This is a genomic window from Hippea maritima DSM 10411 (assembly GCF_000194135.1).
GTDB classification, from domain to species: Bacteria; Campylobacterota_A; Desulfurellia; order Desulfurellales; family Hippeaceae; genus Hippea; species Hippea maritima.
Map to the genome: position 1 here is coordinate 1,434,768 of NC_015318.1, position 14,571 is coordinate 1,449,338.

Below are 14,571 nucleotides of genomic sequence, written 5' to 3' on the forward strand. Positions count from 1 at the left end.
AAAGTTAGCAATACTTTTTAATGTTTTACTATTTATACCGCTTTCGGATATAAGGAAAAGTAAACTTTTTAAAGAGTGCCTCAGCTTAAATCTCCCTTCAAACAGATACTAAATATTTAACCACAGCTTATAGTTTAAGTGAAAACAGTGAAATTGTAAAGAAGATAAGGTAAAAATGGTGCGAGCGGGGAGACTCGAACTCCCACGCCTTGCGGCACTAGATCCTAAGTCTAGCGCGTCTACCAGTTCCGCCACGCTCGCGACGCCTAAATTTTATATACAAGTTAAACCCTTTTGTCAATAAGAGTATTTAAATCACACCAGATAGGTCCAAACATACTTACCACCTAAAGCAAATAGAGGTAATATCTATGTCTGAGAATGAGAATGATAGAAAAGAGAGTGGAGGCACCAACATGGAAGTGAAGAGAATAAGAAAGATAGTAGGGGCAGAAAACCTGAAAGTAGGTTTTCTGCCCGTTAAATCTTTCTCTTTCTCAAGGGCTGATGCAGCCCACATCCTCTTTTGCATATTCAAATCACTGGATTTGAATATAATAGGAAGACCCATAAAATTCCTAAAGGGATGGAGGCTGCATCATGGATAGTATATACCACACTTTGAGAAAATCAAACCCTGCAAGTGCAAGAATTTTGGTCAGAAAGGTTTTAGAGAAAAACAACGGCAATGTCTCAAAAACAGCAAGAATACTTGGCATATCAAGGGCTACAGTGAGAAGGGCAAGGGATGGAGAACTAAATGACTTATCAAGAAGACCAAAGAACATAAGAAAAAAGATAGGCTGTTCTCTTGAAAAACTCATTGTTGAAGAGGCAAAAAGCACAGGGTACAGATACAGGCTTCTAAGCTATTACCTAAAGAACAAATACTCCATAGAGATAAGCGAAAACACAATAAAGAAGGTTTTAAAGAGAAACAGGGTGAGGAAAAAGAAAATAAGGACTCTAAACAAAAACAGAAGGCATCTTTATGATTATGAACACCTGACGCCCTTTAGCCACCTTCAGATAGACACAAAACACATACTGGATGAAACATCTCTACCAAAGAGCGTGTATAGACACATAGAGAAATACGACCTGCCAAAATATGAATGGAACGCAATAGATGTAAAAACGAGAATGAGATTTGCAGCTTACTCCCATACTCTTTCTGCATCCTTTGGATTTGCTTTTATCCTTTTTGTCGTACTGTGGTTAAAGCTGCACAATGTAAGGGGAAAAATAAACATAAGGTTGGACAACGGTTCTGAATTTGCATCCTCAAGCAGAAGAAAATTGGATGAATACAACGAATTCTTTTCAAAACTGAATGTAGAGTTAAAACCCATACCACCAGGTGCAAAACACCTCCAGGCTATAGTTGAAAACTCACACAGAAAAGACGATGAATCATTTTTCTCCATTCATCCAGAAAGGTGCAGGAATGACGCTGAGTTCTTGCTCAAAGCTCAACAATGGCAGGATACATGGAATACAGCAAGACCTCACTATGGCATAGACATGAACGGCCTAACGCCTTTTGAGAAACTGAAATCAACAAAAGCTATGATATCTGAAAACATAGTAAGGTTTCCAACCTTACTACTGGAAGATATCATAAGGGTAGCAGGCTACCCTTATGAATGGTTGAGTAAGTTTGTGAACCTGTATATATTTAGTAGAGGTGGTAAGTATGTGTGGACCACTTACCAGTATTTAAATCACAAACTCTAAAAAAGAAGGGCATAAGCCCTCAGACTATCTTTTGCCAATCAAAATGCCTACATCCTCCATGAGCGATTGAAGATCCTCTTCATGCTCAACCTCATCTTCCAATATCTGCAAGGCCAGGTTATATGTTACAGGGTCTTTCATGTGCGTAGTATCAAGAAGGCTTTTATAAACACTGATTGCGCATTGTTCTCCCTTTATATTCTGTTTCAGTATTTCCTCAACTACAGGATTTTCTGGAGCATCATAGCCGCAATTTGTAAAATCATACCACTGGGCGGGTTTTAAAATTGGTGTGCCACCAAGTTGTATAATCCTATTTGCAACCATATCTGCATGCCTAAGCTCATCGTTTGCATGCTCTATCAACTCCTGTATTACAGCCTCTTTCATTGGCCCTTTAACTACTTTAGCACCAAGCCAATACTGATAATACGCAAGCCACTCATCGGCATATGCTTTATTCAACAGATTAATAACCTCATTAACATCCATACCTACAATCTCAATACCTTTGCTACCCATAATTCCACCTCCTAAAAATTATTTATTTATTTTTCAGTATATGTTAAACTTATTCTAACGTCAACTCTTTGAAAACAAATACTTGCCGGGAGGTTAAAAAATGATTGAGATCTATAATGACCTACAAAGCAACGTATTGAAATTTAAACTCAGCGGACTCATAACAGCCGAAGATTATGAAAACACTTTAATACCTGCAATAAAGGAAAAACTCAAAAAACATAGAAAGATACGAATACTCTACCATGTAACCAAAGAGTTTAAATCATATCAGCTAAAAGCTGTGATAGACGACGCAAAGGCCGGCTTAATGTTTTTCAATGCGTGGGAAAAAATAGCCGTTGTTAGTGATGTCGAATGGATTATAAACGGAGTAAAGGCATTTTCATTTATAATTCCAGCTAAAGTAAAAGTATTTTCAAATAATGAAATCGGTAATGCAAGAAAGTGGCTTTATCAAAACAACATCTAATATACAAAACACGGCCAGTAAAAACTTGAAAAATCAAGGATATCATGGCATCATTATGTTGTGTACGAGAAGATAAAAAAGCTTCTAAACGAAAACGATAGATTTGCAAAACACAACAACATGAGATTAATTGAAGTAAAAGAGGGCTATGCTGTTGCCACGATGAAAATAGAAGAAAAACATTTAAATGCAGCAGGGGTAGTCCAGGGTGGGGTTATTTTTACCTTGGCAGATTTGGCCTTTGGAGCTGCGGCAAACTCTCGTGGCATTCTAAATCTAAGTCTAAACGCTACTATTTCATTCATAAAGGCTACAGACCAAGGAATTCTAAAGGCCTGTGCCAAAGAAATTTCAAGAAACAAAAGAGTTGCTGTATATCAAATAGACGTAAAAAACGAGAACGATGAGCTTATTGCAATAGTGCAAGGTGTTGCCTACTCCAAAGGCAAAACTATCCAATAAATTCCAAAAATATTGACAATTATCCTTATTTTTAATAGGATTGTGCGCTACTTGGGGGTGTTTTGATGTTTTCGGATTTGACCGAGAAACTTAACGATATTTTTAAGGTCATAAAATCAAAGGGTGTTATCACAGAAAAAGATTTAGACAACGCCCTTAGAGAGATAAAGTTCGCCCTGTTGGAAGCGGATGTAAACTATAAGGTCGTAAAAGACTTCACAAAAGAACTCAAAGAGGAGCTAAAGGGGAAAGAATTAGAGAAGAGCCTAACACCTGGGCAAATCGTCGTTGAAGAAGTCCACAAAAAGCTAACCGAGATCTTGGGTGGCCAGGCACAACCCCTAACCATAACCAAAACACCCTTTATTATAATGCTCGTAGGTCTTCAAGGAAGTGGTAAAACCACAACGGCAGCAAAACTTGCTAAATTCTTACGCTCCAAAGGCAGACAGCCCCTCTTGGTTGCTTGCGATATTTATAGACCTGCAGCAATAAAACAGCTTCAGATTTTAGGTAAACAAATAAATATAGATGTATTCTCAAAAGAAAATTCAAAACCTGAAGACATAGCAAAAGAGGCATTGAATTATGCAAAACAAAATGGCAAGAACGTTATCATAATAGACACAGCCGGAAGGCTTCATATAGACGACGAATTAATGGAAGAGTTAGAAAGAATCAAGCAAAAAATAGAACCTGATGAGATACTCTTTGTTGCCGATGCCATGATAGGTCAAGAAGCCGTAAATGTAGCAAAGGTCTTTGATGAAAGGGTAGGAATCACAGGTGCAATTTTCACTAAACTTGATGGTGATGCGCGTGGCGGTGCAGCCCTTTCCATAATGAAGGTTGTTGGAAAACCGATAAAATTTGCCGGCGTTGGTGAAAAAATTAGTGATTTTGAGCCATTCTACCCGGATAGAGTAGCATCAAGAATCTTGGGCATGGGTGATGTATTAACACTTATCGAAAAGGTTAGAGAAACAGAGAATGAAAAGGAAGCTAAAGAACTTGCAAGAAAACTCAAAAAACAACAATTTAGCCTTGACGATTTTTTAAATCAACTTAAAAAAATCCAAAAAATGGGCTCAATTGCCAAGATTATACAGATGATACCAGGAATGAATAAAGTAAAAATAGACGATGAAGAGTCGTTCAATAAAGAAATAAAACATATAGAGGCAATAATACTTTCAATGACAAAAGAGGAAAGGCAAAATTATAAAATCTTGAACGCAAGTAGAAAAAGAAGAATTGCTAAGGGTAGTGGAACCAGGGTTAGTGATGTAAATAGGCTTATCAAGCAGTTTATAGAGATGAATAAAATGATGAAGGGTATGAATAAATCAAAGGCGTTTAATCTCATGAAAAGATTAGGAATAAAGATGTGAGGAGGCAAAGGTGGTAGTAATAAGACTTAGAAGAGGTGGCATGAAGAAAAAACCCTTTTACAGAATCGTTGCTGTTGATTCAAGAAAAAAGAGAGATGGAGCAGTTATTGAGATTTTGGGATATTACGATCCAAAAACAGAACCACCAACAATAAAGGTAGAGATGGAAAAATACAACAGCTGGATAGAAAAGGGAGCCAAGGTATCAGAAACCGTCAAAAACCTTGTAAAAAAGGTGGGGTAGCAGGCTATGAAAGAGCTAATAAGCTGCATAGTAAATAGCCTCGTAGACAATCAAGAAGCTGTCAAGATTAAAGAGATTGGTGGGGAGAAAACTACTGTAATAGAGCTGGCTGTGGATAAGAATGATTTAGGTAAAATCATAGGCAAAGAAGGCAAAACCATCAAAGCAATAAGAACCATTTTAAATGCAGCAAGCAAAAAAGCCGGCAAAAAGGCGGTATTAGAAATCATTGAATAATGGAGATTTACATCCTAAGCATCTTTCCAGGTATGTTTGAAAGCGTATTTAACGAAACGATCATAAAGAGAGCCCAAGAAAAAGATCTTGTAAAGATAGAGCTTGTAAACATCAGAGATTTTGCCACCGACAAACACAAAACCACAGATGATTATCCTTACGGTGGGGGCGCTGGGATGGTAATGAAACCAGAGCCCATATATAGAGCTATGGACTATGTCAAAGAAAAAAACCCTAATGTCCATGTCATACTTTTAAGCCCTGGCGGACTTATTTTCAACCAACAGAAGGCAAAAGAGTTATCAAAAATGGAGGCTACTGCTATCATCTGTGGTAGATATGAAGGCTTTGATGAAAGGATTAGATTTTTAGCAGATGAGGAAATCTCTCTGGGCAAGTTTGTACTCAGCGGAGGAGAAATAGCAGCTATGGCCATAGTCGATGCTACAGTAAGGCTTATTCCTGGTGTTCTTGGTAATGAGGAATCACTAAAGGAAGAAAGTTTTGAAAACGGACTAATTGAATACCCTCAATACACAAGACCAAGGATTTTCAGGGGAATGGCCGTACCTGACATTTTACTTTCGGGAAACCATAAAAAGATAAAAGAGTGGCGAGAAAAAAAGGCTAAAGAAAAAACAATAAAGTGGATGGGAGTTGAAGATGGATAAGCTAAAGGCATTCAAAGACGAGATGGTTCAGTCTTTAAACAAAGAGATACCGGAGATCTGGCCGGGCGATACGGTAAAGGTCTACACAAAGGTAAAAGAGGGAAACAAAGAGAGAATCCAGATATTTGCAGGTGTTGTAATCAGAAGAAGAGGCGGAAAAGGGCTAGATGGCACATTTACCGTCAGGAAAGAATCAAACGGAATAGGTGTAGAAAAGATTTTTCCATACCTAAGTCCATCCGTTGAAAAAATAGAGGTCATCCAGAGGGGTAAGGTAAGAAGAGCAAGACTCTACTATCTAAGAGAGAGAAGAGGAAAAGCTGCTAAGATTAAGAAAAAAGGATTCTAATAAAATAGGAAGGTGGGCAGAAGAAAAGGCTGCCCACCTTTTAAAAAATAACGGATACACCATTATACAAAGAAACTTCCATTGCAGAGATGGTGAGATAGACATAATAGCACAAAAGGGTGATTTGTTAGTTTTTATTGAAGTAAAAGCAAGATTCGACGGTAGTGAGCCGCTTGAATTTGTAGATTTAAAAAAGAGGTCAAAAATAATAAAGTGCGCAAAGTTCTACATGCTAAAATATAAAATATCTGATGTCGATATTAGGTTCGATGCCATAGGTATTATCAAAGATGCCACAAATTGGATAAAAAACGCATTTATGGAGGAATAGTATGATTAAGTTTGTAAAGCTTGTAACAGGCGAAACGGTAATAGGTAGTTATAATCAAGAAAGAGATGGGCTTGAGGATGTAGCTTTAATTCAGGTCATACCTGGATCTGCCGGCATTCAGATAGCTATAGTACCTTATGGCTTTCCCTTTGAAGAGAAAATAAGTGGATTTGTAAGTATGGATAAAGTGGTTTATGAATATTCGAAGGTTCCAGAAGATTTAGAAAATAAATACCTCGAGGCAAAGAGTAATATCAAAATTAGTTCAGCTATGCCCCAAGCAAATCCTTTCTCTTCTCAGAAAAAAGAGGAGAAGGTTATCGATGTAGAAAACCTCTTTAAAAAATAATTCTAATCATCGAAAACAATCAAAGGGAGTTCTGCTCCCTTTTCTTTATCTTCTTCTTTCTCATCTATCCTAACAAGTCCATCGGCTACAGCTACTGAGTAGAAATTATCCGTTTTTTGAGACCCTGCAGAAACTCCATGATACATACCATCAGTTATAGTTAGTCTGACCCTATCAAAGTAGCATTTACCCATCTTAGAATGCATAGACTCATCAATTATGCAGTTTAAATATTCATTGGCAAGTTTATCTATACCTGCAAGTTTAAATAGCATGGGTTTTAAATAAACATAAGCTACCGTAAAAAGAGCTGCAGGCCAACCAGGTAGCCCAAAAAAAGGCTTATCCTCAATTTTTGCAAAAACAGCGGGCTTGCCAGGTTTTATTGTCGTTTTTTCAAAAAATATATTAGCATCCATGTCGCTTAAAACCGATTTTATAAAATCCCTGCTACCCATACTAACACCGCCAGTCGTCAAAAGGATGTCGCATCTTTTTAGCGTATGTCTTATTGTTTTTTTAAGTAGGGCCTTATCATCTTTTATATGACCAAAATATACAGGACTGCCAAGCCATTTTTGAACCAATCCTTTCAAGATAAAATAGTTGGCATTATATACCTTACCAGATTCAAATTCATCCCCGGCAAATATAACCTCATCGCCTGTTGTAATAATACCTACAATAGGCACCCTAAAAACCTTAAGTTTAAAAACCCCACTATAGGCAAGAAGCGCTTGTTTTCTTACGCTTATTCTTTCACCCTTTTTCAAAAGAAGGCCACCTTTTTTTAGTTCAATACCCTTAGAAGTAAAATTTCTTTTTCTTTCAACAGGTTTTAGAAGTTCAATATAATTGCCCACCCTCTTTGTTATCTCAACCTCAGCTATAGCATCGGCTTTATCTGGAATGGGAAAACCGGTATTTATTCTAATACAGCAATTCTCCTCTAATTCATCCGCTGACTCAACTACCCTAAATCTTTTCTTATCATCACCGAACACAAGGGCATAACCATCCATTGCGGAACGATCAAAATCGGGCACGTCTATATTCGATACAACATCCTCAAAAGCTACCCTGTTTAGTGCATTATCCAAGAAAACCTCATCCCATCCATCAATTGGAAATACATTACTCAATATAACATCAATCGCATCGTCAACTCTCAACATCACACCTTCCCAAATGGACAAATAGGATAAACACAAACCTTACAGAAATGACAAAGCCCACCAACCGAATATTCCGCTATATCCCTTTTTGTTATTCTATCTTTTGCAAGAAGCCTGGGTAAAAATATATCAAACGCAGTCGCCTTGTAAAACAAAGCACCTGCAGGCACAACGCATACCGTTATCTCACCGAAATAACCAATGGTTAGATTATTTGCAGGTTGAATAGGATTACCCTCTCTTATAAACCTAACACCAGCCTTCTTTAAAGCTTTTTTGGTTAAATCATCTGGATCAACACTTGAGCCCCCGCTTACCAGGATAAGCTCAGACTCACTTTTTGTAAATTCTAAAAAAGCTTCCTTAATATCACCCAAATTATCCTTAACGATTATACTGTCTGCGAGCTCAACACTAAAATCACCCAGCTTTCTCTCTATTTTAGGTTTGAATAAATCTTTAACCCTACCCTCATAAACCTCTGTTCCTGTAATAATTAAAGAAGCCTTTTTTATTTTGTATTCCATAACATTTATGAGTGGTTCATTAACCACATTCAAAGCCTTATGTAATACTTTTCTTTTTGTAATAAGGGGTATTATTCTAAAGGCAGCAACACTCTGGCCTTTTTTTACTGGGAAATTATTGTGAATAGTAGGAAAGGACGTCTCTGCAATCATATTAAGTTTAACCACACGCTGCTTATTTAATTTAAAAAGGCCATCCTTACCTGCCCTGAACATTATCTTACCCTCTGAAGGGCTTTCATCGTATTCTATATTCTCACCAGCTATCTTTTCTGATAAAATCTTGGCGAAGTCATCTTCATGAATCTCATCTTCATCCAGAATAAGTTTGTATATATAGTTTTTACCTATACTTTTAAGAAGCGGTATATCTTCCTTGTTTATCACATGACCTTTTTTAAATAAAACCCCTTTAAAACCTTCACCGGGCGCAATTTTAGTGAGATCATGCGGTATAGTTTCACCTATAGCTTTTTCTATAGGGATTTTTACCTTTTTCATAGAATCTGACTTAAAAATTGCTTCAATCTGTCGCTCTTGGGGTTTGTGAATATATCATCAGGAGTACCTATCTCTATAATTTTACCAGAATCCATATAAACTATCCTATCTGCCGCTTCTCTTGCAAACCCCATCTCATGAGTCACAACAACCATAGTCATCCCGGCTTTGGCAAGCTGCTTCATTATATCCAATATACCACCAACCATCTCAGGATCCAAAGCACTCGTTGCCTCATCAAACAGCATAATTTTGGGGTGCATGGCCAACGCCCTTGCTATTGCTACCCTCTGTTGCTGGCCACCACTTAAATTCGTAGGATAGTCATCCTTCTTATCGGCTATACCCACCTTTGATAAGAACTCAAGGGCAATCTGTTTTGCCTCTTCTTTTTTTCTCTTTCTAACCAAAATTTGGCCTATCATAACATTTTCAAGCACTGTTAAGTGTGGAAAAACATTGAAATGCTGAAACACCATACCAACATCGGCTCTAATTTTGGTAAGATTTGTTTTGGGATCTGTTATCTCTACTCCCTCAACAACAATTCTACCTTCATCAACCGTTTCAAGTTGGTTTATTGTTCTTAAAAATGTGGTTTTGCCACTACCAGATGCACCTATAATTACAACCACCTCACCCTTGTTTACACTTAAAGATACATCCCTTAAAGCCTTAACACCATTTGGAAATGTTTTATGTAGATGTTCAGCTACTATTATAGGCTCGTTGGTATCACTCATTGCCAGCTAATCTCCTTTCCAAGTACCTATCTAAAAGGGAAAGCGTATACGTTACAATAAAATACAGTGCAGCTACGCTGAACCACACCTCAAACGGGCTAAATGTAGAGGAAACTATCTCCTTTCCTGCTTTTGTAAGCTCCGTTAAGGAGATAACAGATAAAAGTGATGAGTCCTTAATTAAAGATATAAACTGGCCAGCTAAAGCAGGTAGCACCCTTTTTATGGCTTGTGGCATTATAATATAGCGCATCACTTGATAGTAATTCATACCCAAAGCCACAGCCGCCTCTGTTTGTCCTCTGGGTATTGATTGTATTCCAGCCCTTATTATCTCTGCAATGTAAGCACCTTCAAAAACAGCCAAAGCAAAGGCACCAGCAAAAAATCGCGTCATGCTAAAAATAGTACCTATAAAGAAATAGATGATAAATATCTGAACAAGGAGTGGGGTCCCCCTTATAAGCTCAATATAAACAATAGCCAAGTTTTTAAACAGGGGATTATCAGATATTCTCATAAGACCCACTATAAAGCCTATAACCAAAGCCATAATTATGGAGAGCAAAGAAACCTTTATGGTCATATACAAACCCATAAGTAGCGGCCCAGCTTTATAGCTTGAGTTATAGCCTACTTCATCACCAATAGATACAACCGCACCCTTGGATACAGTAGGGTGCTTAACTTTTACTCTTAAGAGTTTCCCTTCGGTGGATTTTATGATTACGGCACCATCTTTGTAACCCTCCACAAACCCATTTGTGGGTGAGTCTATCTCATTTTGGGATTTATACACAAGGTAGGAGGGCACAGCCCTCCAATTCCAAGAATAATTTACCCTCAAAGAAGCCTTGTAGATAAAAAAACTTATCCCAATAATCACACCAATAAAGGCTAAATTCCAAATCAGGATATTCTTCTTTTTTCTATCCATACCTACTGAACCTTACCCATCCAATCTTTAACATTTACAAACCATTTTTTATAAACCTTGTCATAGGTGCCATCATGCTTAATCTGCCTTAAGAAGTTGTTGAGCCAATTCAAAAAGTCAGGGTCTCCTTTATTTATAGCCCATCCCAGTGGTTCATATGTAAAAGGCTTATCCAAAAATATCAGTTTACCTTTACCTTTATTGGAATAAAAAATACTTTCATAGGGCTTATCATAGACAAAGGCATCTGCCCTACCCTGCATAACCTGCATGACAGCCTCTTCCTCTGTCTGGAATTCCTGAATCTTTGCCTTGGATATATACTTTTTAGCCGCAAAATCGCCAGTTGTTCCAAGCATAACGGTTACGGTAAACTTAGGGTCATTTAAATCTTTGTAGCTTTTAATTTTTCCAGCCCACTTTTTGTTAACTAAAACGGTTTGGCCAACAACTATATATGGATCAGCAAAGTTAACTTTCAGGTTTCTTTTTTGGGTTATCGTCATTCCACTCATGATAATATCAAATTTATTGGTCATAAGAGCTGGTATAATTCCATCCCAATCCGTGTTGACTATTTTAAGTTTAACACCCATAGCTTTTGCCATAAGTTTAGCCATATCGACATCAAAACCAATAATCTTACCTGTCTTGCTTCTCATTTCAAATGGCATATAGCCGGCATTCAAACCAACCCTCAAAACACCTCTTTTTTGAATCTTATAAAGTGTTGAGTTGTGCCATAAGTTAATATCGGCCGCCCTTGAAGTAAATGAAACCAACATAAACAAGGAAACAACAAAAACCAAAAAACCAAACAACCTTTTCATACCAAACCTCCTAATCAATAGTATTTACCTTCATCTAATAATTCACTAATAACCATCTGCGTACCACATTTGGGGCACTTGGGTATTTCTTCTTTAGGCATATATATTATCATTGTGTAACCACATTTAGGGCACTTAACTTCCACTGCCTCAAGTTTTTGTTCTTCCATCTTACACCCCCATTAATAATAAACAAGAAATTTTATTATTGCAAACTAAAATATATCAACCGTTAATTTTATACTAAATTTTTATAAAAAAATAAATCAAAAATTGAAAAATTAATAAAATAAGGGCAGGAAAAAGAGAAGGCGCCAAATGGCGCCCTTTAGCGTTTAATTACTCTTCAACCTTAATGGATTCTGTTGGACAAGCCTCAGCAACCTCTTTAATTTCGTCCAAAGAAGCTCCCTCAGGATTTACAACAGTAGCTTTACCATCTTTCATCTGGAAAACATCTGGCAACTCATCAACACAAGCCTCGCAACCAATGCAGCTTGCCTCGTCAACCCAAACCTTAGCCATCGATACACCTCCTACAAAATTCCTTTCTTAACTTTACCGTTGCTTTTCTATTAAATTTAAACCTATCTGTCAAGAAAATTTACCCCAAAAGCTGTGTTACTTTTTCTTTAAGCTCTGTTAGATCAGGGGATTTTACAATATAAGCATCGGCAACATACGTATAAAAGTCGTTTTTGTAATGCGAATAAGCTGTAGACATAATAACAGGGGTCTTGGGAGATTTTTCCTTTATTTTTGCAAGCACATCCAAGCCACTCATGCCTGGCATTGCTATATCTAAAATTACCAGATCGGGTTTTTCTTGCTCAAACTTTTCTATAGCCTCATCGCCGCTTGCGCATGAGACAACCTCATACCCTTCGTCCTCAAACTCCTCCTCGTATAACAACCTTATGGCATCTTCATCGTCTACAACCATAATTTTCTTCTTATCTGCCATTTTCTCCCCCTCCCAAATTTAAAGGCAACCTTATAACACATTCCAATCCACCATCCACATTTCTAAAGAACAACTCGCCATTATGATTATCCACTATACCCTTCACGATTGAAAGCCCCAAGCCCGTACCGTAAGATTTAGTGGTGAAAAACGGTTTTAACATACTTCTCAATGTTTCCTCATCCACCCCTCCACTATTATCTTTAATCCTAATAACCACGTTATTATTTTCAAGTCTAACTGAAACGTCTATTTTGACTTTATGCCTACCTTTGCCTGCTTCTATTGAATTCTTAAAAAGATTTAAAAATACCTGTTCAAGTTGAGTCTTATCGGCAAGCACCTGAGATACATTTTCATCAATTGACACAGAGAAAGATACATCTTTCGCAAAAGCAGAGACCATTTCAATGGAATTATCTATAATATCTTCTATATCCACAGGCTGAAATTCACGGGGTTTTACTATTTTTGAGAACTTATTTATATCCAAGGTAAAATCATAGAGCTTTTTTAACTCCTTATCAATTATCTGATAGTACTTCACAGCCTTCTCATCTTCACCAAGTTTATCTTTAAGCTTACCAAACAGACCTATTATACCCACAAGCGAATTTTTCATCTCATGAGCAATTGTTAAAGCAGTCTTACCTATCTGGCAAACTATATCAGTCCTATTTAGTTCCTCTTTTTGGGTCTCTATAATATTTGTAAGGTTATTGAGGCTTTTAATTAAAAGAAGTCTACCCAGAGCACAGCTAAATGCACCTACATAACACCTAACATGCTCTATTTCACATATATCTATAAGCATAAATCCAACTATTTCGCCCAAAGATACAAACGGCACGCTGAGTATTTCCCTCTTAAAGCCAAATTCCCTTAACACATTTTTAAGTTGAGTACCTGCAATGTTGTTAAAATTTATAATTTTAACTTTCTTATCAACAAATAGACCCACTAAAGCCCTTACAGTATCGTTGCACTTAACCCCCAAAATCCTGAATTTTTTATTAAATTCACTTTCAAATAGTTTGTCTACATCAAAATTCTCATAATCGTCCTTTATTATCTTCAAAGCTTCACTTTTTTTTACTGCAAGCTTAGGATCGAAGCAGTTCTTCCTCTTACTGAATTTAAAAAACAGAATTTTATCTATATTGCAAATTTCAAAGAAAAATGGCAGAGCTCTTAAATACAACTCTTTTAAACTACCTGCTCTTTCTAATATATTCAAAAACCGTTTCAGTTCATGACTCTTTTGCATATATCTGGCTTCCTACACCTTCCTGTGTAAATATTTCCTCAAGCAAAGAATGAATTTTTGTCCCATTTATAATATGAACTTTGTTGACACCTTTGTTTATAGCTTCTTTAGCCGATAATAGTTTGGGTATCATACCTCCTGTTATCGTTCCATCATTTATCATCTGGCTTATTTGGGACATCTCTATCGATGATATAAGCTCACCCTCTTTATTTAACACACCATCTGTATCCGTTAAGTATATAAGTTTTTCGGCTTTCAAGCTTATAGCAATAGCACTCGCAACACTATCTGCGTTGATATTATAACGCTTTCCATCATCGTCTACGCCAATAGGGGATACAACAGGTATATAGCCGCTTTCTGATAAATGCATCAATATTGTGGGATTAACACTCTCAACATCCCCTACAAGCCCCAGGTCTATGTCCTTTAGCAGTTTCTTTTTTGCTTTTATTATTTGAGCGTCAACACCACTTATGCCAACAGCCCGACCTCCATTCTTGTTTATCTGCAGCACTATCTCTTTGTTTACTTTACCAGCCAAAACCATAACTACGACTTCCATCGTGTTTTCGTCGGTTATGCGCAAACCCTCATAAAACTTGCTTTCTATGTTAAGTCTTTTTAGGACATCCCCGATCTCAGGCCCTCCACCGTGTACCACTATAGGATTTATGCCTACATATTTAAGCAGGGATACATCTTTGGAGAAACTTTCCCTTAACTTTGGTTCAATCATGGCGCTGCCACCGTATTTTATAACAACCGTTTTTGAGTAAAACTTTTTTATATAAGGTAGAACTTCAACAAGACAATCGCCTTTATCAAACATCTCTCACCCTCTTTGCTTTAGTTGGAG

At 37.1% G+C, this 14,571-nt stretch carries 22 protein-coding genes and 1 tRNA gene; 11 read left to right on the forward strand and 12 right to left on the reverse strand.

The genetic code is table 11. The features are described from left to right. Positions 1 to 176: 176 nt before the first annotated feature. Positions 177 to 261, reverse strand: a tRNA-Leu gene (locus HIPMA_RS07520). 110 nt (positions 262 to 371) lie between these two features. On the opposite strand from HIPMA_RS07520, the gene HIPMA_RS07525 reads away from it, so the two are divergent. Together HIPMA_RS07525 and HIPMA_RS07530 are read left to right on the forward strand one after the other, a co-directional pair. Beyond that, the gene (locus HIPMA_RS07525) at positions 372 to 608 is read left to right on the forward strand and encodes a hypothetical protein (RefSeq protein WP_013681416.1); all 237 of its coding nucleotides are present in this window, start codon (positions 372 to 374) and stop codon (positions 606 to 608) included. Continuing rightward, a complete protein-coding gene (locus HIPMA_RS07530) occupies positions 601 to 1,737 on the forward strand; it encodes an IS481 family transposase (RefSeq protein ID WP_013682436.1) in 1,137 nt (378 codons plus the stop codon). The genes HIPMA_RS07525 and HIPMA_RS07530 overlap by 8 nt, the downstream gene beginning before the upstream one ends. A 24-nt stretch (positions 1,738 to 1,761) precedes the next feature. Here the strand turns inward: HIPMA_RS07530 and HIPMA_RS07535 are convergent, their stop codons facing one another. Beyond that, positions 1,762 to 2,259 (reverse strand): ferritin-like domain-containing protein, encoded by a 498-nt coding sequence (locus HIPMA_RS07535; RefSeq protein ID WP_013682437.1) that lies wholly within the window; start codon positions 2,257 to 2,259, stop codon positions 1,762 to 1,764. Between the two features lie 100 nt (positions 2,260 to 2,359). Between HIPMA_RS07535 and HIPMA_RS07540 the strand changes: the two genes are divergently transcribed. The 9 genes from HIPMA_RS07540 to HIPMA_RS07580 all read left to right on the forward strand — a co-directional run bounded on the left by HIPMA_RS07540 (position 2,360) and on the right by HIPMA_RS07580 (position 6,765). Continuing rightward, a complete protein-coding gene (locus HIPMA_RS07540) occupies positions 2,360 to 2,731 on the forward strand; it encodes a SpoIIAA family protein (RefSeq protein WP_013682438.1) in 372 nt (123 codons plus the stop codon). A 60-nt stretch (positions 2,732 to 2,791) separates the two neighbouring features. Next, positions 2,792 to 3,193, forward strand: coding sequence for a PaaI family thioesterase (locus HIPMA_RS07545; protein WP_013682439.1), 402 nt, complete (start codon positions 2,792 to 2,794; stop codon positions 3,191 to 3,193). 65 nt (positions 3,194 to 3,258) lie between these two features. Then, positions 3,259 to 4,584: a signal recognition particle protein gene (gene ffh / locus HIPMA_RS07550; protein ID WP_013682440.1), complete on the forward strand. Its 1,326-nt coding sequence runs from the start codon at positions 3,259 to 3,261 to the stop codon at positions 4,582 to 4,584. A gap of 10 nt (positions 4,585 to 4,594) precedes the next feature. Then, the gene (rpsP, locus tag HIPMA_RS07555; RefSeq protein ID WP_013682441.1) at positions 4,595 to 4,828 is read left to right on the forward strand and encodes a 30S ribosomal protein S16; all 234 of its coding nucleotides are present in this window, start codon (positions 4,595 to 4,597) and stop codon (positions 4,826 to 4,828) included. Between the two features lie 6 nt (positions 4,829 to 4,834). After that, the gene (locus HIPMA_RS07560) at positions 4,835 to 5,065 is read left to right on the forward strand and encodes a KH domain-containing protein (RefSeq protein ID WP_013682442.1); all 231 of its coding nucleotides are present in this window, start codon (positions 4,835 to 4,837) and stop codon (positions 5,063 to 5,065) included. Then, the gene (gene trmD, locus HIPMA_RS07565; protein WP_013682443.1) at positions 5,065 to 5,736 is read left to right on the forward strand and encodes a tRNA (guanosine(37)-N1)-methyltransferase TrmD; all 672 of its coding nucleotides are present in this window, start codon (positions 5,065 to 5,067) and stop codon (positions 5,734 to 5,736) included. Before HIPMA_RS07560 ends, trmD begins: the two co-directional genes overlap by 1 nt. Continuing rightward, entirely contained in the window at positions 5,729 to 6,085 is a 357-nt protein-coding gene (gene rplS, locus HIPMA_RS07570; RefSeq protein WP_013682444.1) for a 50S ribosomal protein L19, read from the forward strand. The genes trmD and rplS overlap by 8 nt, the downstream gene beginning before the upstream one ends. A 4-nt stretch (positions 6,086 to 6,089) precedes the next feature. Beyond that, a complete protein-coding gene (locus HIPMA_RS09445) occupies positions 6,090 to 6,416 on the forward strand; it encodes a YraN family protein (protein ID WP_148226570.1) in 327 nt (108 codons plus the stop codon). Between the two features lies 1 nt (position 6,417). Then, entirely contained in the window at positions 6,418 to 6,765 is a 348-nt protein-coding gene (locus HIPMA_RS07580) for a hypothetical protein (RefSeq protein WP_013682446.1), read from the forward strand. 2 nt (positions 6,766 to 6,767) lie between these two features. On the opposite strand, the gene HIPMA_RS07585 is transcribed toward HIPMA_RS07580, so the two are convergent. The 10 genes from HIPMA_RS07585 to argB all read right to left on the reverse strand — a co-directional run bounded on the left by HIPMA_RS07585 (position 6,768) and on the right by argB (position 14,544). Continuing rightward, on the reverse strand, positions 6,768 to 7,940 hold the full coding sequence (locus tag HIPMA_RS07585) for a molybdopterin molybdotransferase MoeA (protein ID WP_013682447.1): 1,173 nt from the start codon (positions 7,938 to 7,940) through the stop codon (positions 6,768 to 6,770). Continuing rightward, a complete protein-coding gene (locus HIPMA_RS07590; protein WP_013682448.1) occupies positions 7,940 to 8,968 on the reverse strand; it encodes a molybdopterin-binding protein in 1,029 nt (342 codons plus the stop codon). Before HIPMA_RS07590 ends, HIPMA_RS07585 begins: the two co-directional genes overlap by 1 nt. After that, a complete protein-coding gene (locus HIPMA_RS07595; protein WP_013682449.1) occupies positions 8,965 to 9,711 on the reverse strand; it encodes an amino acid ABC transporter ATP-binding protein in 747 nt (248 codons plus the stop codon). Before HIPMA_RS07595 ends, HIPMA_RS07590 begins: the two co-directional genes overlap by 4 nt. Continuing rightward, the gene (locus HIPMA_RS07600; RefSeq protein ID WP_013682450.1) at positions 9,704 to 10,648 is read right to left on the reverse strand and encodes an amino acid ABC transporter permease; all 945 of its coding nucleotides are present in this window, start codon (positions 10,646 to 10,648) and stop codon (positions 9,704 to 9,706) included. Before HIPMA_RS07600 ends, HIPMA_RS07595 begins: the two co-directional genes overlap by 8 nt. Positions 10,649 to 10,650: 2 nt before the next feature. Further along, entirely contained in the window at positions 10,651 to 11,478 is an 828-nt protein-coding gene (locus HIPMA_RS07605; protein ID WP_013682451.1) for a transporter substrate-binding domain-containing protein, read from the reverse strand. A 14-nt stretch (positions 11,479 to 11,492) separates the two neighbouring features. Continuing rightward, the gene (locus tag HIPMA_RS09580; RefSeq protein ID WP_013682452.1) at positions 11,493 to 11,648 is read right to left on the reverse strand and encodes a hypothetical protein; all 156 of its coding nucleotides are present in this window, start codon (positions 11,646 to 11,648) and stop codon (positions 11,493 to 11,495) included. Between the two features lie 169 nt (positions 11,649 to 11,817). Continuing rightward, positions 11,818 to 12,003, reverse strand: a complete 186-nt coding sequence (locus HIPMA_RS07610) for a ferredoxin (RefSeq protein ID WP_013682453.1) — start codon at positions 12,001 to 12,003, stop codon at positions 11,818 to 11,820. A gap of 79 nt (positions 12,004 to 12,082) precedes the next feature. Next, the gene (locus HIPMA_RS07615; protein WP_013682454.1) at positions 12,083 to 12,442 is read right to left on the reverse strand and encodes a response regulator; all 360 of its coding nucleotides are present in this window, start codon (positions 12,440 to 12,442) and stop codon (positions 12,083 to 12,085) included. Further along, positions 12,432 to 13,709: a sensor histidine kinase gene (locus HIPMA_RS07620; protein ID WP_013682455.1), complete on the reverse strand. Its 1,278-nt coding sequence runs from the start codon at positions 13,707 to 13,709 to the stop codon at positions 12,432 to 12,434. Before HIPMA_RS07620 ends, HIPMA_RS07615 begins: the two co-directional genes overlap by 11 nt. Beyond that, the gene (gene argB / locus HIPMA_RS07625) at positions 13,693 to 14,544 is read right to left on the reverse strand and encodes an acetylglutamate kinase (RefSeq protein WP_013682456.1); all 852 of its coding nucleotides are present in this window, start codon (positions 14,542 to 14,544) and stop codon (positions 13,693 to 13,695) included. Before argB ends, HIPMA_RS07620 begins: the two co-directional genes overlap by 17 nt. Between the last annotated feature and the right edge of the window lie 27 nt (positions 14,545 to 14,571).